Origin of the sequence: Pseudomonas sp. NPDC089406, from assembly GCF_044900265.1 — a bacterium.
Classification (GTDB): Bacteria; Pseudomonadota; Gammaproteobacteria; order Pseudomonadales; family Pseudomonadaceae; genus Aquipseudomonas; species Aquipseudomonas fakonensis.
This window is the reverse complement of the sequence record NZ_JBJDNC010000002.1, coordinates 30088-54740: the sequence shown is the minus strand read 5'-3', so window position 1 is coordinate 54740 and position 24653 is coordinate 30088. Positions and strand designations below refer to the sequence as shown.

Annotated in this window: 23 protein-coding genes; 21 read left to right on the top strand and 2 right to left on the bottom strand. The window is 64.3% G+C overall.

Features of this window, described 5'->3' with window-relative positions:
- Positions 1 to 46: 46 nt before the first annotated feature.
- Together flgM and flgA are read right to left on the bottom strand one after the other, a co-directional pair.
- Positions 47 to 361: a flagellar biosynthesis anti-sigma factor FlgM gene (flgM, locus tag ACI2KK_RS01570; RefSeq protein WP_404667620.1), complete on the bottom strand. Its 315-nt coding sequence runs from the start codon at positions 359 to 361 to the stop codon at positions 47 to 49.
- 185 nt (positions 362 to 546) lie between these two features.
- On the bottom strand, positions 547 to 1296 hold the full coding sequence (gene flgA, locus ACI2KK_RS01565; protein ID WP_404667619.1) for a flagellar basal body P-ring formation chaperone FlgA: 750 nt from the start codon (positions 1294 to 1296) through the stop codon (positions 547 to 549).
- Positions 1297 to 1359: 63 nt separating this feature from the next.
- On the opposite strand from flgA, the gene ACI2KK_RS01560 reads away from it, so the two are divergent.
- The 21 genes from ACI2KK_RS01560 (at position 1360) to ACI2KK_RS01460 (ending at position 24625) form a co-directional block, all read left to right on the top strand.
- Complete coding sequence (locus ACI2KK_RS01560) at positions 1360 to 2289, top strand: chemotaxis protein CheV (RefSeq protein ID WP_369987467.1); 930 nt, start codon at positions 1360 to 1362, stop codon at positions 2287 to 2289.
- Between the two features lie 49 nt (positions 2290 to 2338).
- Positions 2339 to 3166 carry a protein-glutamate O-methyltransferase CheR gene (gene cheR / locus ACI2KK_RS01555; RefSeq protein WP_404667618.1) on the top strand — a complete coding sequence of 276 codons (828 nt, stop codon included), beginning with the start codon at positions 2339 to 2341 and terminating at the stop codon, positions 3164 to 3166.
- 344 nt (positions 3167 to 3510) lie between these two features.
- Positions 3511 to 3918 carry a flagellar basal body rod protein FlgB gene (gene flgB, locus ACI2KK_RS01550; protein WP_404667617.1) on the top strand — a complete coding sequence of 136 codons (408 nt, stop codon included), beginning with the start codon at positions 3511 to 3513 and terminating at the stop codon, positions 3916 to 3918.
- Between the two features lie 2 nt (positions 3919 to 3920).
- On the top strand, positions 3921 to 4364 hold the full coding sequence (flgC, locus tag ACI2KK_RS01545) for a flagellar basal body rod protein FlgC (protein ID WP_217839686.1): 444 nt from the start codon (positions 3921 to 3923) through the stop codon (positions 4362 to 4364).
- A gap of 15 nt (positions 4365 to 4379) precedes the next feature.
- Positions 4380 to 5087 (top strand): flagellar hook assembly protein FlgD, encoded by a 708-nt coding sequence (gene flgD / locus ACI2KK_RS01540; protein WP_217839685.1) that lies wholly within the window; start codon positions 4380 to 4382, stop codon positions 5085 to 5087.
- 33 nt (positions 5088 to 5120) lie between these two features.
- The gene (flgE, locus tag ACI2KK_RS01535; RefSeq protein WP_404667616.1) at positions 5121 to 6455 is read left to right on the top strand and encodes a flagellar hook protein FlgE; all 1335 of its coding nucleotides are present in this window, start codon (positions 5121 to 5123) and stop codon (positions 6453 to 6455) included.
- A gap of 72 nt (positions 6456 to 6527) precedes the next feature.
- A complete protein-coding gene (locus ACI2KK_RS01530) occupies positions 6528 to 6713 on the top strand; it encodes a hypothetical protein (protein WP_404667615.1) in 186 nt (61 codons plus the stop codon).
- Between the two features lie 286 nt (positions 6714 to 6999).
- Positions 7000 to 7740, top strand: a complete 741-nt coding sequence (locus ACI2KK_RS01525) for a flagellar basal body rod protein FlgF (protein WP_217839682.1) — start codon at positions 7000 to 7002, stop codon at positions 7738 to 7740.
- 47 nt (positions 7741 to 7787) lie between these two features.
- Positions 7788 to 8573 carry a flagellar basal-body rod protein FlgG gene (gene flgG / locus ACI2KK_RS01520; protein WP_404667614.1) on the top strand — a complete coding sequence of 262 codons (786 nt, stop codon included), beginning with the start codon at positions 7788 to 7790 and terminating at the stop codon, positions 8571 to 8573.
- A 34-nt stretch (positions 8574 to 8607) separates the two neighbouring features.
- On the top strand, positions 8608 to 9303 hold the full coding sequence (gene flgH, locus ACI2KK_RS01515) for a flagellar basal body L-ring protein FlgH (RefSeq protein ID WP_217839680.1): 696 nt from the start codon (positions 8608 to 8610) through the stop codon (positions 9301 to 9303).
- Between the two features lie 12 nt (positions 9304 to 9315).
- Positions 9316 to 10425 (top strand): flagellar basal body P-ring protein FlgI, encoded by a 1110-nt coding sequence (locus ACI2KK_RS01510; RefSeq protein ID WP_404667763.1) that lies wholly within the window; start codon positions 9316 to 9318, stop codon positions 10423 to 10425.
- Between the two features lie 11 nt (positions 10426 to 10436).
- On the top strand, positions 10437 to 11630 hold the full coding sequence (gene flgJ / locus ACI2KK_RS01505; RefSeq protein WP_404667613.1) for a flagellar assembly peptidoglycan hydrolase FlgJ: 1194 nt from the start codon (positions 10437 to 10439) through the stop codon (positions 11628 to 11630).
- Between the two features lie 11 nt (positions 11631 to 11641).
- The gene (gene flgK, locus ACI2KK_RS01500; RefSeq protein WP_217839677.1) at positions 11642 to 13690 is read left to right on the top strand and encodes a flagellar hook-associated protein FlgK; all 2049 of its coding nucleotides are present in this window, start codon (positions 11642 to 11644) and stop codon (positions 13688 to 13690) included.
- A gap of 11 nt (positions 13691 to 13701) precedes the next feature.
- Positions 13702 to 15273: a flagellar hook-associated protein 3 gene (locus ACI2KK_RS01495; protein ID WP_404667612.1), complete on the top strand. Its 1572-nt coding sequence runs from the start codon at positions 13702 to 13704 to the stop codon at positions 15271 to 15273.
- A 120-nt stretch (positions 15274 to 15393) separates the two neighbouring features.
- A complete protein-coding gene (locus ACI2KK_RS01490; RefSeq protein ID WP_404667611.1) occupies positions 15394 to 18975 on the top strand; it encodes a glycosyltransferase in 3582 nt (1193 codons plus the stop codon).
- 351 nt (positions 18976 to 19326) lie between these two features.
- Positions 19327 to 20100, top strand: a complete 774-nt coding sequence (gene rfbF, locus ACI2KK_RS01485) for a glucose-1-phosphate cytidylyltransferase (RefSeq protein WP_217885941.1) — start codon at positions 19327 to 19329, stop codon at positions 20098 to 20100.
- Complete coding sequence (rfbG, locus tag ACI2KK_RS01480; protein ID WP_404667610.1) at positions 20082 to 21164, top strand: CDP-glucose 4,6-dehydratase; 1083 nt, start codon at positions 20082 to 20084, stop codon at positions 21162 to 21164. The genes rfbF and rfbG overlap by 19 nt, the downstream gene beginning before the upstream one ends.
- Positions 21161 to 21721, top strand: coding sequence for a dTDP-4-dehydrorhamnose 3,5-epimerase family protein (locus tag ACI2KK_RS01475; RefSeq protein ID WP_217839672.1), 561 nt, complete (start codon positions 21161 to 21163; stop codon positions 21719 to 21721). The genes rfbG and ACI2KK_RS01475 overlap by 4 nt, the downstream gene beginning before the upstream one ends.
- The gene (locus ACI2KK_RS01470) at positions 21718 to 22941 is read left to right on the top strand and encodes a methyltransferase domain-containing protein (protein WP_404667609.1); all 1224 of its coding nucleotides are present in this window, start codon (positions 21718 to 21720) and stop codon (positions 22939 to 22941) included. Before ACI2KK_RS01475 ends, ACI2KK_RS01470 begins: the two co-directional genes overlap by 4 nt.
- Positions 22938 to 23789 (top strand): NAD-dependent epimerase/dehydratase family protein, encoded by an 852-nt coding sequence (locus ACI2KK_RS01465; RefSeq protein ID WP_404667608.1) that lies wholly within the window; start codon positions 22938 to 22940, stop codon positions 23787 to 23789. Before ACI2KK_RS01470 ends, ACI2KK_RS01465 begins: the two co-directional genes overlap by 4 nt.
- 101 nt (positions 23790 to 23890) lie before the next feature.
- Complete coding sequence (locus ACI2KK_RS01460; RefSeq protein WP_217885936.1) at positions 23891 to 24625, top strand: cephalosporin hydroxylase family protein; 735 nt, start codon at positions 23891 to 23893, stop codon at positions 24623 to 24625.
- The last annotated feature ends 28 nt before the right edge of the window (positions 24626 to 24653 follow it).

The window sequence follows — 24653 nt, the reverse complement described above, 5'->3', positions numbered from 1 at the left end:
CTAACTCTTGGGGTTGTTGCGTCCTTGAAGTCAGCGCGCCGAAAGGTTAGCGCTGCGCTTCGAAATCAAGCAGTTTGCTGGCGACCCGGCCGGCATCGACCTGGTAGCTGCCATCTGCGATCGCCTGCTTCAACTCGGCCACGCGGGCGCTGTTGACGGTAGGCTGGTCGCGCAGCTTGTCGCTGATCTTTTGCAACTGCTGTGCCTCTTGGCTCAGGTGTACCGTTTCTCCGCTGGCATTGCTGCGCACCGGGGCTTGGCTGGCTTCACCGGCTTTTTCGCTGTTGCCGGAAGCTGCGGTGCCGCGAGCGCCGCCCGTAACGGACGGAGAATTATTCAAACGACTGAAGTCGATGACCATGATCAGAACCTCTGGGTATTTGGACGCATGCCTTGTTTTCGGCCAACCCGAAACAAACTTTAGGCGCAAATGCATTGCCGCCCGTCAGCAGGCCTGCGTGACCCGATTTCCGACACAGTTTAGGGGGCGGGGTTCCTTACCGCCAGTCTTCTGTCGTTTGTCGATAACCCGTTGCCGGGCCTGTGCTACATGGCTACCTCTACCTGGCCTGGGCCGGTCACCCGGGCCTTGACCACACGTTTGGAATTCAGGTTGCGTACCCGGATCTGTTCCTGCATGCCGCCCTTGCTCAATGCCTCGCCCGGCATGCGCACGCTGAGGCTGCCGCTGCGAGCGATGATCACTACGTGGTCGCCCTTGCGTATCACCTCGGCCTGTTCCAGTTGCACCTGCGTCAAAACCTGGTCGAGCACCATCGGCCTTACAAGTTTCATGCCTACTGCCTGGTCCAGTTGCGTCAGGTAACCGGGGCCGAGCGTGCCGACATCACGTTCGCGTAGCGCCACATCGCCTTCTTCGACCATGCTTTCGCGCTTGAGCGGGCGGGTCATCACCACCACGTTGCGCAGCAGGCGCACCTGGGCCGGCACGAACACCGTCCAAGGGGCGGCGCCGTCGCAGCGTATCTTTACCGTCACCCGGCCCAGCGGCGTCGGGCTTTCCAGCGAAGCGTCAAGTTGCTGGCTGCACAGCGGCATGCGCAGGCGCGGGTCGAGGTTGTTGACCTGGATCTCGTAGCGGCCTTGGGTCTGGGTGGTGGCCAGGTAGTCTTCGACGGTGAATTCAAGAAACCCTTGGGTGACACCGATAAGCTGTTCAGGCAAGGTGAACGCGTCTGCCAGCGTGCGAACGCCGGGTGCCATGAAGCACAGGGCGGCCAGCGTGCCGGTCAGCAAGCGCGTCAGTCGTCGGGAAAATGTCGTTTTCGTGTACATGGTGCTCAAAAAAGCAAAGCCCGTGCCGACTCGGTACGCAGGCAATCGTTGAAGGAGTCCGGCATGGCTGGAGTGATGGATTCGGTCAACCAGCGCACACAGCTGGTGGGGCAGAATCGCCTGGAGCTGCTGTTGTTCCGCCTCAATGGCGAACAGCTCTACGGCATCAATGTGTTCAAGGTCCGGGAAGTACTGCAGTGCCCGGTGCTGACGCTGCTGCCCAAGGCTCACCCGGTGGTGCGCGGCGTGGCCAACATTCGCGGGGCGACCATCCCGATCCTCGACCTGTCGATGGCCACCGGGCTGCCGGGGCTACGGGAGGAAACCCGTAACAGTTTCGTGATCATTACCGAGTACAACACCAAGACCCAGGGCTTCCTGGTGCACTCGGTGGAGCGCATCGTCAACATGAACTGGGAAGAGATCCACCCGCCACCCAAGGGCACCGGGCGCGATCACTACCTCACGGCAGTGACCCGGGTCGACAACCGCATGGTTGAAATTATCGACGTGGAAAAAGTGCTCGCCGAAGTTTCGCCGTCGTCACAGCAGGTGTCGGCCGGTGTGGTCGACGAGGAAGTGGCGGTCAAGGCGGTGTCGCTGCGGGTGTTGACGGTCGATGATTCGTCGGTGGCGCGCAAGCAGGTCAGCCGCTGCCTGCAGACCGTCGGGGTCGAAGTGGTGGCGTTGAACGACGGCCGCCAGGCGCTGGATTACCTGCGCAAGCTGGTCGATGAGGGCAAGCGGCCGGAGGATGAGTTCCTCATGATGATTTCCGACATTGAAATGCCGGAGATGGATGGCTATACCCTCACATCAGAGATTCGCAACGACCCGCGCATGCAAAAACTGCACATCTGCCTGCATACTTCGTTGTCCGGAGTGTTCAACCAGGCGATGGTCAAGAAGGTCGGGGCCGATGACTTCCTGGCCAAGTTCAGGCCGGACGACCTCGCCCAGCGCGTTGTCGACCGCATCAAGGCAACCCATTGAAACAGTCGGGGCCCGCCCCGGCGCTAGCGATTTGAGAGAGGCGGCAGCTTTGTCTACGGGTAATTTGGATTTCGAACAGTTCCGGGTCTTCCTGGAAAAAGCCTGTGGCATCCTGCTGGGCGAGAATAAGCAGTACCTGGTCTCCAGCCGTCTCAACAAGCTGATGGAGCAACAGGGCATCAAATCGCTGGGCGAATTGGTGCAGCGCATCCAGACCCAGCCGCGCAGCGGCCTGCGCGAGCAGGTGGTCGATGCCATGACCACCAACGAAACCCTGTGGTTTCGCGACACCTACCCCTTCGAAGTGCTCAAGAGCAAGGTTATCCCCGAGTTTATCAAGGGTAACCCTGGCCAGCGCCTGCGCATCTGGTCGGCGGCTTGTTCATCGGGGCAGGAGCCGTACTCCATCTCCATGGCCATCGACGAGTTCGAGCGTACCAACCTCGGCCAGTTGAAGATGGGTGCGCAGATTGTCGCCACCGACCTGTCCGGGGCCATGCTGACCAACTGCAAGACCGGCGAATACGACAGCCTGGCCATCGCCCGCGGGCTGTCCCAGGAGCGCCTGCAGCGCTACTTCGACCCCAAGGGGCCGGGGCGCTGGGCGATCAAGGCGCCGATCCGCAGCCGCGTCGAGTTCCGTTCGTTCAACCTGCTCGACAGCTATGCCGCGCTGGGCAAGTTCGACATCGTGTTCTGCCGCAACGTGCTGATCTACTTCTCGGCTCAGGTCAAGAAGGACATCCTCATGCGCATCCACAGCACCCTCAAGCCGGGCGGCTACCTGTTCCTCGGCGCCTCCGAGGCGCTCAACGGCCTGCCGGACCACTACCAGATGGTCCAGTGCAGCCCGGGGATCATCTACCAGGCCAAGTAAGGCTGGTGGGGCAATGAAAAAGGCCGGTATCGCGAGATACCGGCCTTTTTCATTGCACCTTCTAGGGGCCGGATTGCCGGCGATGAGGCCGGCACAGCCAGAACAAGGCGGTTGCCCCCGGCAAGGCGGCAAAACCTGACGTCAATTTTTTGTTTTGCCGCTTTTGCCGCCCGGCAATTGCCGCTTGCCTGCCATCGGGCGGAACCGCCTTGCCGCTTTTCTGGCAGGCACAACCGGCAAAGTAGTGGCGCAGCCCAGTGAATCCGGGCTTCGGTAAAACTGGCACAGCCCTTGCTAAAGCTTTGCCAACGAAATTCCGGTCAACCTTCGAAGGTTTCCCCGACATGAGCATCAGCTTCGACAAAGCGCTTGGTATCCACGAAAAGGCATTGGGCTTCCGCGCCCAGCGCGCCGAGGTGCTGGCCAACAACATCGCCAACGCCGACACGCCCAACTACAAGGCGCGTGACATGGACTTCTCGTCGGTGCTCGCCGCCGAAGCCGACAAGCAGCAGAAGGGCCGCATTGCGCTGGACCGCACCAACACCCGGCACATCGAGGCCGAAGGCCTGGCCATGGCCGACGACAGCCTGCAGTACCGCACCCCGACCCAGCCGTCGATCGACCAGAACACCGTTGACGCGCAGATCGAGCAATCGAACTACACCGAAAACGCCATCGGTTTCCAGGCCAGCTTCACCCTGCTCAACAGTAAATTCAAAGGGCTGGTATCGGCCCTGCGCGGAGAGTAACCATGTCCCTGTCCAGTGTTTTCAACATCGCCGGTAGCGGCATGAGCGCGCAGAACACCCGCCTCAACACCGTCGCCTCCAACATCGCCAACGCCGAGACCGTCTCGTCGAGCATCGACCAGACCTACCGTGCCCGCCACCCGGTGTTCGCCACCACCTTCCAGAACGCGCAAAACGGCGTCAGCCAGTCGCTGTTCCAGGACCAGGGCGAAGCAGGGCAGGGCGTGCAGGTCAGCGGCATCGTCGAGGACCAGAGCAACCTCGAAGCCCGTTACGAGCCCAACCACCCGGCGGCGAACAAGGACGGCTACGTCTACTACCCCAACGTCAATGTGGTCGAGGAGATGGCTGACATGATCTCCGCCAGCCGTGCGTTCCAGACCAACGCCGAGCTGATGAACACCGCCAAGACCATGATGCAGAAAGTGCTGACCCTGGGTCAGTGATAAGGAATCCGGACCATGGCAATCGATACCACCGGCGGCGTCAATCTTAATGATGTCATCGCCAACTCCGGCGTCAGCACCAGCACGACCAACAAGTCGCTGACCAGCTCCGCGACCGGTAGCAACACCCTGGGTAAGGATGCGTTCCTGCAGCTGCTGGTCACCCAGATGCAGCACCAGAACCCGCTGGACCCGCAGGACAACAGCGAATTCGTCGCCCAGCTGGCGCAGTTCAGCAGCCTTGAAGGCATTACCTCGCTGAACGAGTCGGTCAGCAATATCACCAGCGCCATGGCGTCGTCGCAAGCCCTGCAGGCTTCGTCGCTGGTCGGCCGTTCGGTGATCGTGCAGAACGACAAGGCCGTGGTCGACACCACCGCCAGCTTCAATGGCCAGTTCGTCGTGCCGCAGTCCATCAGCGAAGCGAAGATCACCATCACCGACAAGGACGGCAACGCGGTCAAGACCATCGAGCTGGGCTCGCAGGCTGCCGGTTATGCCGACTTCATCTGGGATGGCACCAACTCCAAGGGCGAGAAGGTCGACCCGGGCACCTACACCTTCACCGCCACCACTACGGTGAACGGCCAGTCGGTGCAGATGAACACCCTGCTGCCGGCCAAGGTCACCAGCGTCAGCTTCAACACCACCGGCGAGATGGTTCTCAACCTCGCAGGCGTGGGCAAGGTTTCCCTGTCCGACGTACAAACCATCGGTATCTAAGGCCGACAGAACGGCAAAAAAAGGAGCGACACCATGTCTTTCAATATCGGCCTTAGCGGTCTGTACGCAGCCAGCAAGCAGCTCGACGTCACCGGCAACAACATTGCCAACGTCGCCACCACAGGCTTCAAATCCTCCCGTGCCGAGTTCGCCGACGTGTACGCCGGCGCCAACCGCCTGGGCGTTGGCAAGAACCAGGTTGGTAACGGCGTGCGCCTGGCGGCGATCTCCCAGCAGTTCAGCCAGGGCGACGTCAACAACACCGGCAACGTGCTGGACATGGGCATCCAGGGCCAGGGCTTCTTCATCCTGTCCGACAACGGCGCGCAGGTGTACACCCGTGCCGGTGCCTTCCAGAACAGCAAGGACAACTACGTGGTCACCTCGGACGGCCTGCGCCTGCAAGGCTATGCCGCCGACGAGAACGGCAACATCAAGAAAGGCGTGCTGACCGACCTGAAAATCGACACCTCGGCGCTGGCGCCCAAGGCCACCACCCTGATCGACCAGGGCATCAACCTGAACTCCGAGGCCGATATCATCCCGCTGCCGACCGCTACGCCTGCGGGCCCTGCGTTCGACCCTGCGGACGATACCACCTACACCAAGTCGTTCCCGACCAAGGTGTACGACAGCCAGGGTAACGAGCACACCATGGAGCAGTTCTACCGCAAGACCGGTACGAACCAGTGGACCATGTACACTCTGGTCGATGGCCGCAACCCGCTCGACCCGACCAGCACCGCTCCGCTGCAAGGTAATATCACGTTCAATTCCGACGGTACCGTGGCGTCGATGACTGCCCAGGCAGTCACCCCGCCGACCGCCTGGACCGTGACCAACAACACCTTCACCCTCAACGGCTGGATCCCGGCCGCCAAGGATGCATCGGGCAACTGGGCCTCCAACGGTTCTGCGGCCGCTGCCGGTGGCATGCGCCTGTCGATGAACAGCACCACCTCCTTCAACGAAGAGACTGCGCGGATGTCGCAGTCCCAGGACGGTTACGCCACCGGTATCCTGTCGAGCCTGTCGATCGACTCCACCGGCGTGATGTTCGCCAGCTTCAGCAACCAGCAGTCGCGCGCCATCGGCCAGGTGGCTCTGGCCAACTTCGCCAACGAGCAGGGCCTGCAGCAAATCGGTGGTACCCGCTGGACCGAGACCTACTCCTCGGGCATTCCGGGTATCGATACGCCGAAGACCGGTACCCTGGGCAGCGTCGAGTCCAACTCGCTGGAAGCCTCCAACGTCAACCTGACCCAAGAGCTGGTCGAGCTGATCAAGGCGCAGAGCAACTACCAGGCCAACGCCAAGACCATCTCCACCGAAAGCACCATCATGCAGACCATCATCCAGATGACCTGATGCTTTGCGCTTGAGCGTGTTCGGCGAACCCCTTTCCCTGTGAAGGGGTTCGTCGTTTTTGCAGGAGGGGTGATGAACAAGTTGCTTGTGGCATTGCTGGCCGCGTTCTGCCTGTGCCAGGCCCAGGCCGGTACCGCGCCCTGGTGGCGCTGGGAAAGTCAGGCCGACGGGCGCCTGGTGTGCTCGCAGTGGTCGCCGGGGGAGGGCTGGAAGAAGTTCGCCGGCCCCTACACCAATGCCGGCTGCCGCGAACCATAGCGCTGACGCGCGCCTTTGTAGGAGCCGGCTTGCCGGCGATGAGGCCGGGCCTGCCTTGCGCCTTGCCGGCCCCATCGCCGGCAAGCCGGCTCCTACACGGGGTAGCGTTATTGCCACCAGCGGCAACCCGGCGCCGGTTATCCGGCACCAGGCGCCCTGAAAAATCCCGCAAAGGCCCGTATTCACGGGCTTTTTCACAAATTTCAAAAGTTGGTTCGGAACTTGCTTTGTAGCCTGCACAGCAACGGCGAGCGGCAAGCGTTCGCCAGTGCAGCGGAGGATGACTGTGGACAAGATGCTTTACGTGGCCATGACCGGCGCCAGCCAGAACGCGCTGGCCCAGAAGGCCCACGCCAACAACCTGGCGAACGTTTCCACCAATGGTTTCCAGAAAGACCTGGAGCAGGCGCGCTCGATGCCGGTATTCGGCGACGTTTTACCGTCGCGTGCCTTCGCCATGACCGAGCGCCCGGCCACCGACTTCAGTGAAGGGCCGATGGTCGAGACCGGTCGCGAGCTGGATGTGGCAGTCGCCGGCAAGGGCTTCATCGCCGTGCAGGCGCCCGACGGCAGCGAAGCCTACGTGCGCACCGGCAGCCTGAACATTGACGCCCTCGGCGTGCTGCGTGCCGGCAATGGCATGCCGGTGATCGGCAATGGTGGTCCCATCGCCATCCCGCCGGAGCAAAAGGTCGAGGTGGGTTCGGACGGCACCATCAGCATCCGCTCCATGGGTGAAGACCCGCGGGTGATGGCCGAGGTCGACCGCATCAAGCTGGTCAACCCCGACATCAAGACCATGACCAAGGGCCTCGACGGCCTGATCCACACCAAGGACGGCCAGGCCGCTGCTGTCGACGTCAACGTACGCGTGGTGTCTGGCTTCCTCGAAGGCAGCAACGTCAACGCCGTCGAAGAAATGACCTCGGTGCTGGCCCTGTCCCGCCAGTTCGAACTGCACGTGAAAATGATGAACGCAGCCAAAGAAGGCGATGAAGCCATGGCGCGTGTTTTGCAAATCGGCTAACCACACTTGAACGGGTGCCGTAAAACAGGCGCACGAGGAGAATACTGATGCTTCCGGCTCTTTGGGTCGCTAAAACCGGCCTGTCCGCCCAGGACACCAACCTGACCGTCATTTCCAACAACCTGGCCAACGTCTCGACCACCGGCTTCAAGCGTGACCGTGCCGAGTTCGCTGACCTTCTGTACCAGATCAAACGCCAGCCGGGTGCCCAGTCCACCCAGGACAGCGAACTGCCCTCGGGCCTGCAGGTCGGTACCGGTGTGCGCATCGTCGGCACCCAGAAGAACTTCCAGACCGGCAGCCTGCAAACCACCGAGAACCCGCTGGACATGGCCGTCAACGGCCGCGGCTTCTTCCAGGTGCTGCAACCGGACGGCACCGTCTCGTACACCCGTGACGGCACCTTCCACCTGAACTCCGACGGCCAGGTCGTCACCGCCAACGGTTTCACCCTGGAGCCTGCGATCGTCGTACCGAACGACGCCCAGACCTTCACCGTCGGCCAGGACGGCACCGTATCGATCACCGTTGCCGGCAACCCGGCTTCGCAGGTCATCGGCAACATCCAGACTGCCGACTTCATCAACCCGGCCGGCCTGCAGGCCATCGGTGAAAACCTGTTCCTGGAAACCGCCGCCAGCGGCGCGCCGCAGGTCGGCACCCCAGGCCTGAACGGCTTCGGCACCACCCTGCAGCAAACCCTGGAAAACTCCAACGTGAGCACCGTGGAAGAGCTGGTCAACATGATCACCACCCAGCGTGCCTACGAGATGAACTCCAAGGTCATCTCCACCGCCGACCAGATGCTGTCGTTCGTCACTCAGCAGCTGTAAGCCATAAAGCTCGTTACACCGTGAGGTATGCAACATGAAGCGTCTGTTGTCCGTTTTCGCCCTGGGGGGGGCGGTGTCGCTGGCCGGTTGCGTCGCGCCGACGCCCAAGCCCAACGACCCGTACTACGCGCCGGTTCTGCCGCGCACCCCGTTGCCGGCAGCGGCCAACAACGGTTCGATCTACCAGGCCGGTTTCGAGCAGAGCCTGTACACCGACCGCAAGGCGTTCCGGGTGGGTGACATCATCACCATCACCCTGAACGAGCGCACCTCGGCCAGCAAGAACGCCGGCTCGCAGATCGCCAAGGACAGCAAGGCCGACATCGGCCTGACCTCGCTGTTCGGTACCGTGCCCAACACCAACAACCCGTTGGGCAGCGGCGACCTCACCCTCAATGCCGGCTACGAAGGTACCCGCGCGACCAAGGGTGCAAGCTCGGCATCGCAAGGCAACACCCTGACCGGCTCGATCACCGTCACCGTCGCCGAGGTGCTGCCCAACGGCATCATCGCCGTGCGCGGCGAAAAGTGGATGACCCTGAACACCGGTGAAGAGCTGGTGCGTATCGCCGGCATGATCCGCGCCGACGACATCGCCACCGACAACACCGTGCCGTCCACCCGTGTGGCCGATGCGCGCATTACATACTCCGGTACCGGTTCGTTCGCCGACGCCAGTCAACCCGGCTGGCTCGATCGCTTCTTCATCAGCCCGCTCTGGCCCTTCTGAGTACGGATGACCATGTTCAACGCTAGGCGGTTGATTGCCGCGACACTGCTCATGACCTGCGCGTTCGCCGCCCACGCCGAACGTCTGAAGGATATCGCCAGCATTTCCGGCGTTCGCACCAACCAGCTGATCGGCTACGGCCTGGTGGTGGGCCTGAACGGCACCGGCGACCAGACCACGCAGACTCCGTTCACCCTGCAGACCTTCAACAACATGCTGTCGCAGTTCGGCATCAAGGTGCCGGCAGGCTCCGGCAACGTGCAGTTGAAGAACGTCGCCGCGGTGTCGGTGCATGCCGACCTGCCGGCCTTCGCCAAGCCCGGCCAGGCGGTGGACATCACCGTGTCGTCGATCGGTAACTCCAAGAGCCTGCGCGGCGGCAGCCTGCTGATGACCCCGCTCAAGGGTATCGACGGCAACGTCTACGCCATTGCCCAGGGCAACCTGGTGGTGGGCGGCTTCGACGCCGAGGGCCGCGACGGCTCGAAGATTACCGTCAACGTTCCGTCGGCCGGCCGCATTCCTGCTGGCGCCACCGTCGAGCGCGCGGTGCCGAGCGGCTTCAACCAGGGCAACAGCCTCACCCTGAACCTCAACCGCCCCGACTTCACCACCGCCAAGCGTATCGTCGACAAGGTCAACGAGCTGCTCGGCCCAGGTGTGGCCCAAGCGGTGGACGGTGGTTCGGTGCGGGTCAGTGCGCCGATGGACCCGAACCAGCGTGTCGACTACCTGTCGATTCTGGAAAACCTCGAGATCGACCCGGGTCAGGCGGTGGCCAAGGTCATCATCAACTCGCGTACCGGCACCATTGTCATCGGCCAGAACGTCAAGGTGTCGCCGGCTGCGGTGACCCACGGCAGCCTGACCGTGACCATCACCGAAGACCCGATCGTCAGCCAGCCCGGCCCGTTCTCCAATGGCCAGACGGCAGTTGTGCCGCGCTCGCGGGTCAATGCCGAGCAGGAAACCAAGCCGATGTTCAAGTTCGGCCCAGGCACCACGCTGGATGAAATCGTCCGTGCGGTGAACCAGGTGGGCGCAGCCCCTGGCGACCTGATGGCGATCCTCGAAGCCCTGAAACAGGCCGGCGCCTTGCAAGCCGACCTGATCGTGATCTGAGGGCGGTGGCAATGGACAGCAAAAGCCTGGTCTCGAGCAGTGGCGACAGCGGCGCGTTCACCGACCTCAACCGCCTGAACTCGCTCAAGCACGGTGACCGTGACAGCGAGGCCAATATCCGCAAGGTGGCCCAGGAATTCGAGTCGCTGTTCGTCAGTGAAATGCTCAAGGCATCGCGCAAGGCCACCGATGTGATGGCCGACGAAGACAGCCCGATGAACAGCTCGACGGTCAAGCAGTACCGCGACATGTACGACCAGCAGCTGGCTGTGAGCCTGTCCCGCGAGGGTGGTGGTATCGGCCTGCAGGACGTGCTGGTGCGCCAGCTGTCGAAAAACAAGGCTGCCCCGGTCAACACCAGCCCGTTCCCGCGCATCGAGGGCAATGCCCCGGCGCTGTGGGGCACCAAGGTGGATGCCGCAGCCAACGCCACCCAGGCCAGCGTGCACCGCAACGACGTGGCGGCGCTCAATTCGCGGCGCCTGGCGCTGCCAGGCAAGCTCACCGACCGCCTGCTGGCCGGTATCGTGCCGTCGGCGGCCACCACCAACAGCGCCGCCGTGCCGGCCCGCGACGGCCAGCCGTTGGTCAATGGCGTGGTCAAGGGTGACTGGGAACCAGCCCAGGCCTTCGCGGCCAGCAGCAGCAACGGCATGCGCATCCTCGGGCGTGCCGTGGCCCAGCCGCCGCTGGCGCCGCAAAAAGCCTTCGCCGGCAGCGACGAATTCGTCGCCACCATGCTGCCGATGGCCGAACAGGCCGCCAAGCGCATCGGTGTCGACCCGCGCTACCTGGTGGCCCAGGCCGCCCTGGAAACCGGCTGGGGCAAGTCGGTCATGCGCAACAGCGACGGCAGCAGCAGCCACAACCTGTTCGGCATCAAGGCCACCGGCAACTGGCAGGGTGGCGAGGCACGGGCGATCACCAGCGAGTTCCGCGACGGGCAGTTCGTCAAGGAAACCGCAGCGTTCCGTTCGTACGATTCGTACCAGGACAGCTTCCACGACCTGGTCAGCCTGTTGCAGAACAACTCTCGCTATCAAGAAGCGGTGAAGTCGGCCGATAAACCAGAACAGTTTGTGCGAGAGCTGCAAAAGGCCGGGTACGCCACCGACCCGAACTACGCCAGCAAGATCTCGCAGATCGCAAGACAGATGAAGTCGTACGAGAGCTACGCGTCGCTCGGTACCACAACGAAACTTTAAGGGCTTGAACCATGGCGAGTTTGATCAACATTGGCATGTCCGGGCTGACGAGCGCTTCGTCGGGCCTGCATACCACCGGCAACAACATCGCCAACGCCGATGTCGCCGGCTACTCCCGTCAGCAGAACATCCAGCGCAGCAAGGGCTCGGTCCAGGACGGTCAGGTGTTCATGGGCACCGGCACCACGCTGGCTGACGTTCGCCGGGTGTATAACTCGTTCCTCGACGCGCAGTTGCAAACCGCCACCTCGCTCAACAGTGACAGCACCACCTACCTGAACCAGGTGACGCCGCTGAACAACCTGTTGTCCGACAGCAACACCGGTATCACCAGCGCCCTGGCCAACTTCTTCTCGGCCCTGCAGAGCGCGGCCAACAAGCCGACCGAAGACGCCTCGCGCCAACTGCTGCTGAGCAACGCCGACGCCCTGGCAAACCGCTTCAACAGCCTGTCTGCCCAGTTCAAGGAGCAGAACACCAACATCAACGGCAACCTCAGCTCGCTGACCTCGCGTATCAACGAGCTGACCTCGAGCATTGCCCAGTACAACGAGCAGATCTCCAAGGTTTCGGCGATCACCGGCCAGCCCAACGACCTGCTCGACCAGCGCAACGAAGCCGTGCGCCAGCTCAACGAGCTGGTTGGCGTGCAGACCGTCGAGCGTGACGGCAGCATCGACGTCTACCTGAAGAACGGCCAGTCGCTAGTGTTGGGCAAGACCACCAACAAGATGAGCGCCGAGCCCAGCGCCACCGACCCGACCCAGTACGCGGTCAAGATCGACCGCGGCAGCACCACCATGGACATCACCAGCAGCATCACCGGTGGCGAGATGGGCGGCCTGCTGCGCTACCGCAGCGACACCCTGGCCCCGGCGATGAACGAGCTGGGCCGTATCGCCCTGGTGGTTGCCGAACAGATGAACTCCCAGCTGGGGCAGGGCATCGACAAGAACGGTGAGTTCGGCGCGGCGCTGTTCAACGACATCAACAGCGACAAGGCCATGTCGGCGCGCAGCACGCCGAAAGTGGGCAACACCGGCAGCGCCGACCTGAACGTGGTCATTCGCGATACCGGCAAGCTCAGCACCAGCGACTACCAGGTGACCTTCGTCGGCCCAGGCACTGACCAGTACCAGGTCAAGAAGCTGCCTGACGGCACCGACATGGGCACCTTCAGCACCAACGACGACCCGGCGCCGGTGATCGATGGCTTCAGCATCGACCTGGCCAGCGGTACCGCGGCAGTGGGCGACAGCTTCAAGATCACCCCCACCCGCAATGCCTCGGCCGAAATGGACGTGGTGCTCACCGACGCCAAGCGCCTGGCCCTGGCCGCACCGCTGACCGCCACCACCAACAGCGGCAACAAAGGTACCGGTGTGATCACCCAGCCGGTGCTGACCTCGGTACTGGACATCGCCGACCCGGCCCAGCGCCTCGACCTGCAGACCGGCATCAAGTATTCGACCCCGGTACGCCTGGTGTTCGGCAGCGAGACCACCTCGCCGCAAACCTACGAAGCCTTCGATGCCAAGGGCAACAGCATCGGCACCGGCACCTTCGTGCCGGGCCAGAGCAACACCCTGAGCTTCAGCGTGCCGATGATCGACAGCGCCGGCAACCCGATCAACGACGCCAGCGGCACGCAGAAGAACTTCACCTTCGAGATGGACATCGCCGGTTCGCCCAAAGAGGGCGATACCTTCAGCGTCGCGCTGACCGGCGCAGGCTCCTCGGACAACCGCAACGCGCTGGCCCTGCAAGGCCTGCAGACCAAGCAGACCATGGACATCGGTTCGACCAAGGGCATCAGCATCACCGACGCCTACGGCAAGCTGGTGGAAAGCGTGGGCGCCAAGGCCAAGCAGGGCCAGATGGACTCCCAGGCCACCGGCGTCATCCTCACCCAGGCCACCGCCGCCCGCGATTCGGTGTCCGGCGTGCAGCTGGATGAAGAGGCCGGCAACCTGGTCAAGTATCAGCAGTACTACACCGCCTCGTCGCAGATCATCAAGACGGCGCAGGAAATCTTCAACACCCTGATCGCTGCGCTTTAAGGAGTTTGCCCATGCGTATTTCCACGGCCCAGTTCTACCAGTCGAGCGCGGCAAACTACCAGCGCAACTATTCCAACGTGGTCAAGACCAACGAAGAAGCCAGCTCCTTCGTGCGCGTCAACACCGCCGCCGATGACCCGGTGGGGGCGGCGCGCCTGCTGCAGCTGGGCAACCAGGCAGACATGCTGGCGCAGTACAAGACCAACGCCACCAACATCACCAACTCGCTGAACCAGGCCGAGACCACGCTCGACTCGATCAACACGATCCTGACACGGGTCAACGAGCTGGCACTGGAGTCGGGCAACGCCGGCTACACCGACACCGAGCGCAAGGCCAAGGCCGCCGAGCTGGGCCAGCTGGAAGACCAGCTGCTGAGCCTGATGAACAGCCGCGATGAAAACGGCCAGTACCTGTTCGCCGGTTCCAAGACCGACACCGCGCCGTTCGTGCGCAATGCCGATGGCACCTACTCCTACCAGGGCGACCAGACCCAGCTCGAGCTGCAGGTCGGTGACATGCTCAAGATGGCCGGCAACAGCACCGGTTTCAGCGTGTTCCAGCAGGCCCTGAACACCAGTCGTACCGAAACCACCCTGGCCACCCCGGCGGTGGATGATGGCCGGGTCAAGCTGTCCAACGGCCAGGTGTCCGGCAGCGTCACCTACAACGACCGCTTCCGCAGCGGCCAGCCGTACACCATCACCATGCTCAGCAGCACCCAGTTCAGCATCACCGACAGCCTGGGCAACGACGTCACCGCCGAGGCCACCCAGGGCGGCACCTTCGACCCGAACACCGCCGGCGGCTCGGTGGTCAGCTTCCGTGGTGTCGACCTGCGCCTGAACATCAACCTGCAGGATGGCGACGTGCCGGACACCGCCGTGGCAGGCCACAGCTTCACCCTGCAGAGCAAGCCCGACAGCATCAACACCACCCGCAGCCCGGGCAACCCGTCCAGCGCCCAGGTGACCTCGGCCAGCATCACCGACCCGGCCAAGTACCAGGCGATGTTCCCCAACGGCGGTGCGGTGATCAAGTTCACCAGCGCCACCGATTTCGAGCTGTATGCCCAGCCGCTGACCGCCGACAGCCGCCCGGTGGCGAGCGGCACCATGGCCGGCAACGTGGCCTCGGCCGCCGGTGTCGACTTCACCTTCAGCACCACGCCGCCGCAGCAGTCGGGCGACCAGTACATGGTGACCGTGGACAACCACCAGACCCAGAACGTACTGGACACCGTGGCCCAGCTGCGCACTGCCCTGAGCAAGCCGATCGAAGGCGACGCGGCGGCCTACCAGCAGCTGCGTGCCGACCTGGACTCGGCCATTGCCAACATCCAGAGCGGCCAGGACTCGCTGAGCACCGCCGTCACCGATATCGGTGCCCGGGGCAAGGCGCTGGAAATCCAGCAGGCCACCAACGAGAGCCTGACCATCGCCAACACCAACACCCAGTCGTCGATCCGCGACTCCGACCCTGCCGAAGTGGTGATCCGCCTGACCCAGCAGAAGGCCATGCTCGAAGCGTCGCAGACCGCGTTTGCCCGCATCAGCCAGCTGAGCCTGTTCAACGCCCTCTGAGTGCGCCTGCTGCGGTCACCCTCTGCCCGCCCCGGGCGAGGGTGACGGCGCCGTGTTTCCCCTGTGGTTGCGACTGTTCTGAATTCTCTGCGGGCAGTCGCCTGTCGAGAGAATTCCCCCGTGAACCCAGCCCCCCTGGTCAGCCTCGTCATCCCCGCCTGCAACCCGCGGTTCTTCCGTGCGGCCCTGGCCAGCGCCCTGGCCCAGGACTACGAAAACCTCGAAATCATCGTTTGCGACGACAGCCGTGGGCCCGAGATCGAAGCCTCGGTCGAGGAGCTGCGCGCACTGGCCCGTCACCCGCTGCTGTACCTGCGCAACCTCGAGCCGCTGGGGTTTGCCGGTAACCTGCAGCAGGGGCTTGAGCAAAGCCAGGGCGACTACATCAAGTTCCTCTGCGACGACGACCGTCTGATGGCCGATTGCGTGTCCAGCCAGGTGCAATTGTTCAGGGCGCAGCCCGAGATCAGCCTGGTCGCGGCCCGCCGCCACCTGGGTGACGAAGGCGATCACATCCTGCCGCAGCGCCTGGAAACCAGCCCGCTCACCTTTGGCGCCACGCTGTTCAATGGCAGCGACCTGCTGGACTTCTTCGAGACGCGCCAGCTCAATTTCATCGGTGGCTTAAGCTGCGTGCTGCTGCGCGCCAGTGACCTGCGCGAACTGCTGCCGGCGCTGGCGCCGGGGTTTGTGGCGCTGCTCGACTTCGTATTGTTCGTGTGCCTGCTGCGCCGCGGGCACCTGGGCGTGACTGCCGGGGTGCATTGCATCGAGCGGGTCCACCCGGGCCAGTTGAGCAGCCAGGCCGACATCAAGGCCGCCGCCGCAACAGAGGCGCAGCACCTGCGCGATATGTTCGCCGCGCGCACCCGCGAGGGTGAACCGTTCAGCGGCTGGGTGCGGGTGCAGTTCCTCCAGGGCGACCAGCTCGACGCCCAACGCGCCTGGGACAACCTGTTCCTGGTGCACACCCTGCGCTGCCTGCAAGCCATTCATGACTCCAAGGTCGGCAGCGACAGCGACAGTTTTGCCGAGCTCTACGGCAAGTGGCTGGCCTGCCGCCAGGACCCGCTGGTGCTGGCACGGCTGATGCGCCTGAGCGAGCACTGGCCGGTGCGCCCGCGCATCGTGCCGGTGGTGATCGACAGCGACGGCAACGCCCACGCGCTGCAGGTGACGCTGGACAGCATCGCAGGCCAGGCCTACGCCGCCGATGCCACCCTGGTGCTGTCGCACTCGCCCAAGGCAGGGGAGTGGGGCGCCAAGGTCATCAGCCAGCCGTTGCAGACCGACTGGGCCGCGCAACTGAACACCCTGGTCGGGCAGTTGGGCGGGGCGGACTGGATTTACCTGCTGCGTGCCGGCGACCGCCTCAGCGCCTTCAGCCTGATGCTGCTGGCCGAGCGCATCGTGTCGCGCCCACAGATCGCCTGCTGTTATGGCGATGAGGGTGTGCTGCGTGACGGCGAGTCCCAGGAGCCGGTATTCAAGCCCGACTTCAACCTCGACCTGATGCGCGGCTACCCCTACACCGGGCGCATGCTGGCGTTCTCCTGCAGCGCCCTTCAGGCCCTGGGCGGTTTTGCCGCCGGCTACCGCGAACTGGCCCCCCATGACCTGCTCTGGCGGTTGGTGGAAGCGCAGGGCCCGCAAGTCATCGAGCACATCCCAGAAGTGCTGGGCGAGAGCACCTTCGGTTATGCCGCCTGGCTGTCGTCGGCGGCCGTGATCGAGGAAAACCCGCAACTGCTCAAGGTGCACCTCGAGCGCCTGGGCGTCAGCTACCAGCTGCGCAACAGCGACGGGCTGATCAACCAGGTGCGCTACCTGCATGCCGCGCAGCCCCTGGTAACCCTGGTGATCAGTGTGCGCGACCAGTTGCCGGCGCTCGAGCGCTGCCTGGAGAGCGTGCTGGAAAAGACCGCCTACCCGCACTACGAAGTACTGATCGTCGACAACGCAAGCCAGGGCGCCGACATTCACGCCTGGCTGGCGGCGATGCAGCAGTTGGGTGGTGGCAAGCTGCGGGTGCTGAGCCTGGGCGAAGAAACCAGCTTGGCCGCGCAGCAGAACCTGGCGGCGCAGCAGGCCCGGGGCGACTACCTGCTGATGTTGAGCCCGTTTGCCGTGGTCACCGAGCCGGGCTGGCTCGATGCGTTGCTTAGCCATGGCCAACGTCAAGAAGTCGGCGCGGTCGGGGCCAAGCTGTGCGATGCCCGCGGCCTGGTGGTCCAGGCGGGCAGCGTGCTGGGGCTGCGCGGCGGGGTGGCTTCACCCTTCGTTGGCGAGCCGGCAGAGGCGGGGGGCTACATGCAGCGCCTGCAGGTGGCGCAGAACTACTCGGCGGTGACCGCCGACTGCCTGCTAGTGCGCAAGGCGTTGTTCGACAGTGTCGGCGGCCTGAACGATGCGCAGTTCGGTGTCGCCTTCAGCGACATCGACCTGGGCCTGCGCCTGTGCCAGGCCGGTTACCTGGTGGTGTGGGCGCCCGATGCCCGCCTGGTGCTGGACCGCCCGGCGGAAGCTGCGCCCGACGCTGCCCGCAGCGCCGAGCGCCAGGCGCGCCTGGTGCAGCAGCACGAGGTGTTCGCCGAAGCCTGGATGCCGCGGGTGGCACGCGACCCGGCCTACAACATCAACCTGGCCCTGGGCGGCTCCGGTTTTTGCCTGGACCCGGGCTTGAAAGCCGGCTGGATGCCGTTTGCCGGGCGCTCGCTGCCCCATGTGCTGGCGCTGCCGATGAATACCGGCGCCGTCGGCCATTACCGGGTGATCCAGCCGCTTACCGAGCTGGACAAGGCCGGCTGGGTGACCCAGCAGCAATACTTCGAGATCCCCACCAATGTGGAGCTTGAGCGCAGCTCGCCGGATGTGGTGATCGTGCAGGGGCGCTACCAGGAGAACTTCGTCAAGGAGATCGAGCGCCTCAAGACCTTCTCCAAGGGCTTTTGCATTTACGAGCTGGACGACTATGTGGTCGATGTACCGAAAAAGAACGACCACCTCAAGCACGTGCCGCATGACCTGCAAAAATCACTGCGCCGCGGCATCGAGCGCTGCGACCGCCTGGTGGTCTCGACCCAGGCCCTGGCCGACGCGCTGCACGGCGCCCACAGCGATATCCGGGTAATGCCGAACATGCTCGCCGAACAGCTGTGGACCGGCCTGCGCAGCCAGCGCCGCAGTTCGCGCAAGCCGCGCGTGGGTTGGGGCGGTGGCACCAGCCACACCGGCGACCTTGAAGTGATCGCCGAGGTGGTCAGGGCCCTGGCCAACGAGGTGGACTGGATCTTCTTCGGCATGTGCCCGCCGGCGCTGCGCCCGTACCTCAAGGAATTCCACCCGCCGGTGCCCATGGAGCTGTACCCGGCCAAGCTGGCCAGCCTGAACCTCGACCTTGCCCTGGCGCCGCTGGAGTTCCACATCTTCAACGACTGCAAGAGCAACCTGCGCCTGCTGGAGTACGGGGTGTGCGGCTACCCGGTGATCGTCACCGACACCCGCGCCTACGAAGGCTACCTGCCGTGCACGCGGATCAAGACCAACAGCACCGAGGAGTGGTTGCAGGCGATCCGCATGCACCTGGCCGACCCGGACGAAAGCTACCGTATGGGCGACCGCCTGAGGCAGGAAGTGTTGCGCGACTACGTGCTGCGCGAGGACCACGTGCAGCATTGGTACAGCGGCTGGATGCCAGGCTGATACGCAATTGCGAATACGCCCAGTCTCCCTGTGTAGGAGCGGCCTTGTGTCGCGAAAGGGCTGCGCAGCAGCCCCAGGATCTCGGCATCATGCAAAATTGCCGGGGCTGCTGCGCAGCCCTTTCGCGACACAAGGCCGCTCCTACACAGGGATCGCATAAGCTTCGAGTCGGCGCCGTACCTGTAGGAGCCGGCTTGCCGGCGATGAGGCCGGTACAGTCAGCACAACACAGTTGCTCCTACAAGGATCTGTGCAGCCCACTCTGGCGCGTTTCCTGCAAGTCCCCTCTGATATCGCCATAAATCGTGCAGCCACACGAGCCATGGCCGGTGACGAACAAGAGGGGACAACATGAAGGCGGTAATTCTGGCCGGTGGACTGGGCACGCGTATCAGCGAAGAGTCCCACCTCAAGCCCAAGCCCATGATCGAGATCGGCGGAAAGCCAATTCTCTGGCACATCATGAAGCAGTACTCGGCCCACGGCATCCATGACTTCGTGATCTGCCTGGGCTACAAGGGCTATGCGATCAAGGATTTCTTCGCCAACTACTTCCTGCATACCTCCGACGTCACCTTCGACATGCGCGCCAACCGCATGGACGTGCACCAGAACTACAGCGAGCCGTGGCGCGTCACCCTGGTGGACACCGGCGAGGAAACCATGACCGGTGGCCGCCTGCGCCGCGCCGCGCGTTACCTGGAAGACGAAGAAGCCTTCTGCTTCACCTACGGTGACGGCGTGTCCGACCTGAACATCGGCGCCCTGGTGGACTTCCACCTGGCCCACGGCAAGCTCGCCACCGTCACCGCCGTGCAACCGCCAGGCCGCTATGGCGCCCTGGAGCGCGACGGCGACCAGGTCAAAGGCTTCGTCGAGAAACCCCGCGGTGACGGCGGCTGGATCAACGGCGGCTTCTTCGTGCTGTCGCCCAAGGTGCTTGGCTACATCGCCGACGACCAGACCTCGTGGGAGTCCGAACCCCTTGCCAGGTTGGCTGCCGAATCGCAGCTGAACGCCTTCCAGCACGACGGCTTCTGGCACCCGATGGACACCCTGCGCGACAAGAACCACCTCGAGCAACTCTGGCAAAGCGGGGAGGCCCCATGGAAGCAGTGGGCCTGAGCCCGGCGTTCTGGCAGGGCAAGCGGGTCCTGCTGACCGGCCACACCGGCTTCAAGGGCAGCTGGCTGGCGCTGTGGCTGCGTGAGCTGGGTGCGCAGGTGACAGGCTTTGCCCTGGACCCTGGTACTGAACCCAGCCTGTTCGAGCTGGCTGAGGCCGGTACCGGCATCAAGGATGTGCGCGGCGACCTGCGTGACCTGGGCGCGCTGCTCGAGGTGATCGCCGAAGCCGAACCCGAGATCGTCCTGCACCTGGCGGCGCAGCCGCTGGTGCGCGAGGCTTACCGCGACCCGCTGGGCACCTATTCGAGCAACGTCATGGGCACCCTCAACCTGCTGGAGGCAGTGCGCCAGGTCGGTGGCGTGCGCGCCTGCGTGCTGGTGACCACCGACAAGGTGTACGCCAACCAGGAATGGCCTTGGCCGTATCGCGAGAACGAAGCCCTCGGCGGGCACGACCCGTACAGCAGCAGCAAGGCCTGCTGCGAGCTGCTGGCGCAATCCTATGCGGCGTCGTTCTTCCCGGCCGCCAAGCATGCCGAACACGGCCTGGCCATGGCCACCGCGCGCGCCGGCAACGTGCTGGGCGGCGGCGACTTTGCCGCCGACCGCCTGATCCCCGACGTGCTCAAGGCCTGGTCGGCCGGCGAGCCGGTCACCCTGCGCTATCCGCAGGCCGTGCGCCCCTGGCAGCACGCCCTGGAGCCGCTGGCCGGCTACCTGCTGCTGGCCGAGCGCTTGTATGAAGAAGGCCCGGCCTACGCCGGTGCGTGGAACTTCGGCCCGGGCGAGCAGGACATGTGCAGCGTCGGTTCGGTGGTCAGTTATCTGGCCCGGCAGTGGCCGGACGCCCCGGGCGTGCAGGTGGAGCAAAGCGAGCTGCATGAAGCCGGCCTGCTGCGCCTGGACAGCTCCCGCGCCCGTCAGGTGCTGGGCTGGCGCACGCGCTGGTCGCTGCACGAGTGCCTGCGCCACACCCTGGACTGGCACCTGGCCTGGCAGCGCGGTGACAACATGCGCGCCTTCACCCTCGACCAGTTGAACCTGTACGCGGAGCTGTCGTGACCGACCTGCAGTTGCAAGCCTTGCCCCTGGACGGCCTGTTCAGCGTGGTACACAAAAGCCATGGCGATGCCCGTGGCCGCTTTTCGCGGTTGTTCTGCGAGGGCAGCCTGGGCGAGCTGGGTACGCCGTTCCATGTGCGCCAGATCAACCACTCGCACACCGTCGGCCAGGGCAGCGTGCGCGGCCTGCACTACCAGCTCGGCGACAGCCCGGAAGCCAAGCTCATCACCTGCCTGCGCGGTGAGGTGTGGGATGTGGCCGTGGACCTGCGCCAGGGCTCGCCGACCTTTTTGCACTGGCACGCCGAGCACCTGCGCGCGGGCGACGGCCGCAGCCTGTTGATCCCGGCCGGTTTCGCCCATGGCTTCCAGGTGTTGAGCGAGGAAGCCGAACTGCTGTACCTGCACAGCGCCGACTATGCCCCGGGTCGTGAAGGCGGGCTGTCGGTGCATGACCCGAAGCTGGCCATCGACTGGCCGCTGGCTGTCAAGAATCTGTCTGCCCGGGATGCCGAACACCCCTGGCTGACGCCATCGTTTGCCGGAGTATGTCCATGAACTGCCGTGGCTGTGGTACCTGCCTGAGCCTGCCCCTGATCGACCTCGGCACCGCGCCGCCGTCCAACGCCTACCTGCGTGCCGACCAGCTGGCCGCCGCCGAGGCCTGGGTGCCGCTGAAAGTGGCAGTGTGCGAGCACTGCTGGCTGGTGCAGACCGAGGACTACACCCGGGCCGATGCGCTGTTCGATGCCGACTACGCGTATTTCAGCTCCTACTCAAGCTCCTGGCTGGCCCATGCCCGCGACTACGTGGCGCAGATGGTCGAGCGCTTCGGCCTGGGCGCGCAAAGCCGCGTGGTGGAAATCGCCGCCAACGACGGCTACCTGCTGCAGTACGTGGCCGAGCGCGGCATCCCATGCCTGGGCGTGGAGCCCACCCGCAGCACCGCCCAGGCGGCGCGTGCCAAGGGCCTGGAGATCCGCGAGGTGTTCTTCGGCGAGCAAACTGCTGAGGCGCTGGTGGCCGAGGGCTGGTCGGCCGACCTGATGGCGGCCAACAACGTGCTGGCCCACGTGCCGGACATCAACGACTTCTTGCGCGGCTTCGCCACCTTGCTCAAGGCCGATGGCGTGGCCACCTTCGAGTTCCCGCACCTGCTGTGCCTGATGGCCGAGCACCAGTTCGACACCCTGTACCACGAGCACTATTCCTACCTGTCGCTGACGGCGGTGAACACCCTGTGCGCGCGTAACGGCCTGGAGATCTTCGACGTCAGCGAGTTGCCCACCCACGGCGGCTCGCTGCGGGTGTTCGCCCAGCGTGCCGGCGGCCCGCAGCCGCGCAAGGCCTGCGTCGATGATTTGCTGGGGATCGAGGCGCGGGTCGGGGTGACCACGGCGGCGTTCTACAACACCCTGGCACCGGCGGCCGAACGCATCAAGCAGCAGCTGCTGCGCTTCTTGCTGCAGGCCAAGGCCGAGGGCAAGCGCGTGGTTGGTTATGGCGCTGCCGCCAAGGGCAACACCTTGTTCAACTATGCCGGGGTCAAGCCCGACCTGCTGGCCTGGGTCGCCGACGCCAACCCGCACAAGCAGGGCAAGTACCTGCCGGGCAGCCGCATCCCCGTGGTGGCGCCGGAGCGCCTGGCCATCGAGCAGCCTGACTACGTGCTGGTGCTGCCGTGGAACCTGCTCAAGGAAGTCAGCGAGCAGCAGGCGCACATCCGTGAGTGGGGCGGGCGTTTCGTCATCGCCGTGCCGGAGCTGACCGTTCTATGAAAGTGCTGGTCACCGGTGCCACCGGTTTTGTCGGCCGGCACCTGGTCGCCGAGCTGCTCGCCCGCGGGCACCAGGTACGCGCCGTGGCCCGCCGGCAGGAGCCTGCCCAGGCGCTGCCGTGGTTCGACCAGGTCGAGTTCGTCAGCGCCGATATCCACGACCCGCAGTTGGCGGTGGGCGCGCTGTGCGAGGGCATCGATGCACTGGTGCACCTGGCCTGGCCCGGCTTGCCGAACTACCAGGGCCTGTTCCACCTTGAGCACAACCTGATGGCCGACTACGGCTTTATCCGCCGTGTGGTGGAAGCGGGGGTGAGCCAGGTGCAGGTCACCGGCACCTGCTTTGAATATGGGCTGCAGGACGGCGCCTTGAGCGAGGCGCTGCTGTGTCAGCCGGCCAACCCCTACGGGCTGGCCAAGCACAGCCTGCAGCAGTTTTTGCAGAGCCTGGCCCGCCAATTGCCGTTCAACTTGCAATGGGTGCGGCTGTTCTACCTGTATGGCGAGGGGCAGAACCCCAACAGCCTGCTGGCGGCACTGGACCGCGCCATCGACGCCGGGCAGGCGTGCTTTGACATGTCTGGCGGCGAACAGCTGCGCGATTTTCTGCCTGTGCAGGCGGTGGTCGCCAACCTGGCCGGGCTGCTCGAACTGCGCGATTTCACCGGCGTAGTCAATTGCTGCAGCGGCCGGCCGATATCTGTACGCAACCTGGTGGAGGCGCATATCGCCAGCCGCGGCGCGAAGATTGCGCTGAACCTGGGCCATTACCCCTATCCGGCCCACGAACCCATGGCGTTCTGGGGCGATGCCCGCCAGTTGCGGGCACTGCTGGGGGCCAGCCTGTGAAGAATTCCAGTTACCCCGAATCAAACCGCCGTATGACCGCTGGCCACTGCCACGCCGTCGACAGCGCCCGTTCAGCACACCTGTCTACCGAGACCCGATAAATGACCGACTCGCCGATTAAGGCCTTCGAAGCCGAATGCACCGCGCAAATTGCCGCCCAGGGTGAAGACAAGGCGTTGCAGCAGCTGTCCCGCGACTTCTACGACAAGTCCGCCGAGCACAAGTACACCTACCACTTCTCGTGGATGGGCCGGCCGATCATTCAGCTGCCCCAGGACATGATGGCCATGCAGGAGATCGTCTGGCAGGTCAAGCCGGACCTGATCATCGAGTGCGGCATCGCCCACGGCGGCTCGATCCTCTACTACGCCTCCCTGCTGGAGCTGCAGGGCCATGGCGAGGTGCTGGGCATCGACATCGACATCCGCGCGCACAACCGCGAAGCCATCGAGGCGCACCCGATGAGCAAGCGCGTGCGCATGATCCAGGGCTCGAGCATCGACGAAGGCATTGCCGCGCAGGTGCGGGCGATCGCCGAGGGCAAGAAGGTCATCGTGGTGCTCGACTCCAACCACACCCACGCGCACGTGCTCAAGGAGCTGGAGCTGTACGCGCCGTTGGTGGCGGTGGGCAGCTACTGCGTGGTGATGGACACCGTGGTCGAAGACATGCCGGCCGGCTCCTTCCCCGACCGCCCGTGGGATGTGGGTGACAACCCCAAGACTGCGGTGTGGGAGTACCTCAAGGGGAACGACAGCTTCGAGATCGACTACCAGATGCAGAACAAGCTGATGATCACCGTGGCGCCGGACGGCTACCTGCGCCGGGTTCGCTGAGACACATACACAGTTCGATTTCTTCGGC

Excerpts from the sequence above, each read along its gene's own strand:
- ACI2KK_RS01465 (WP_404667608.1), top strand. The coding sequence starts at position 22,938 with ATGAAAGTGCTGGTCACCGGTGCCACCGGTTTTGTCGGCCGGCACCTG.
- ACI2KK_RS01495 (WP_404667612.1), top strand. The coding sequence starts at position 13,702 with ATGCGTATTTCCACGGCCCAGTTCTACCAGTCGAGCGCGGCAAACTAC.
- rfbG (WP_404667610.1), top strand. The coding sequence starts at position 20,082 with ATGGAAGCAGTGGGCCTGAGCCCGGCGTTCTGGCAGGGCAAGCGGGTC.
- flgH (WP_217839680.1), top strand. The coding sequence starts at position 8,608 with ATGAAGCGTCTGTTGTCCGTTTTCGCCCTGGGGGGGGCGGTGTCGCTG.
- flgE (WP_404667616.1), top strand. The coding sequence starts at position 5,121 with ATGTCTTTCAATATCGGCCTTAGCGGTCTGTACGCAGCCAGCAAGCAG.
- ACI2KK_RS01470 (WP_404667609.1), top strand. The coding sequence starts at position 21,718 with ATGAACTGCCGTGGCTGTGGTACCTGCCTGAGCCTGCCCCTGATCGAC.
- rfbF (WP_217885941.1), top strand. The coding sequence starts at position 19,327 with ATGAAGGCGGTAATTCTGGCCGGTGGACTGGGCACGCGTATCAGCGAA.
- flgB (WP_404667617.1), top strand. The coding sequence starts at position 3,511 with ATGAGCATCAGCTTCGACAAAGCGCTTGGTATCCACGAAAAGGCATTG.
- flgK (WP_217839677.1), top strand. The coding sequence starts at position 11,642 with ATGGCGAGTTTGATCAACATTGGCATGTCCGGGCTGACGAGCGCTTCG.
- ACI2KK_RS01530 (WP_404667615.1), top strand. The coding sequence starts at position 6,528 with ATGAACAAGTTGCTTGTGGCATTGCTGGCCGCGTTCTGCCTGTGCCAG.
- flgJ (WP_404667613.1), top strand. The coding sequence starts at position 10,437 with ATGGACAGCAAAAGCCTGGTCTCGAGCAGTGGCGACAGCGGCGCGTTC.
- flgD (WP_217839685.1), top strand. The coding sequence starts at position 4,380 with ATGGCAATCGATACCACCGGCGGCGTCAATCTTAATGATGTCATCGCC.
- ACI2KK_RS01460 (WP_217885936.1), top strand. The coding sequence starts at position 23,891 with ATGACCGACTCGCCGATTAAGGCCTTCGAAGCCGAATGCACCGCGCAA.
- flgM (WP_404667620.1), bottom strand. The coding sequence starts at position 361 with ATGGTCATCGACTTCAGTCGTTTGAATAATTCTCCGTCCGTTACGGGC.
- flgC (WP_217839686.1), top strand. The coding sequence starts at position 3,921 with ATGTCCCTGTCCAGTGTTTTCAACATCGCCGGTAGCGGCATGAGCGCG.
- flgA (WP_404667619.1), bottom strand. The coding sequence starts at position 1,296 with ATGTACACGAAAACGACATTTTCCCGACGACTGACGCGCTTGCTGACC.
- flgG (WP_404667614.1), top strand. The coding sequence starts at position 7,788 with ATGCTTCCGGCTCTTTGGGTCGCTAAAACCGGCCTGTCCGCCCAGGAC.
- ACI2KK_RS01510 (WP_404667763.1), top strand. The coding sequence starts at position 9,316 with ATGTTCAACGCTAGGCGGTTGATTGCCGCGACACTGCTCATGACCTGC.
- ACI2KK_RS01560 (WP_369987467.1), top strand. The coding sequence starts at position 1,360 with ATGGCTGGAGTGATGGATTCGGTCAACCAGCGCACACAGCTGGTGGGG.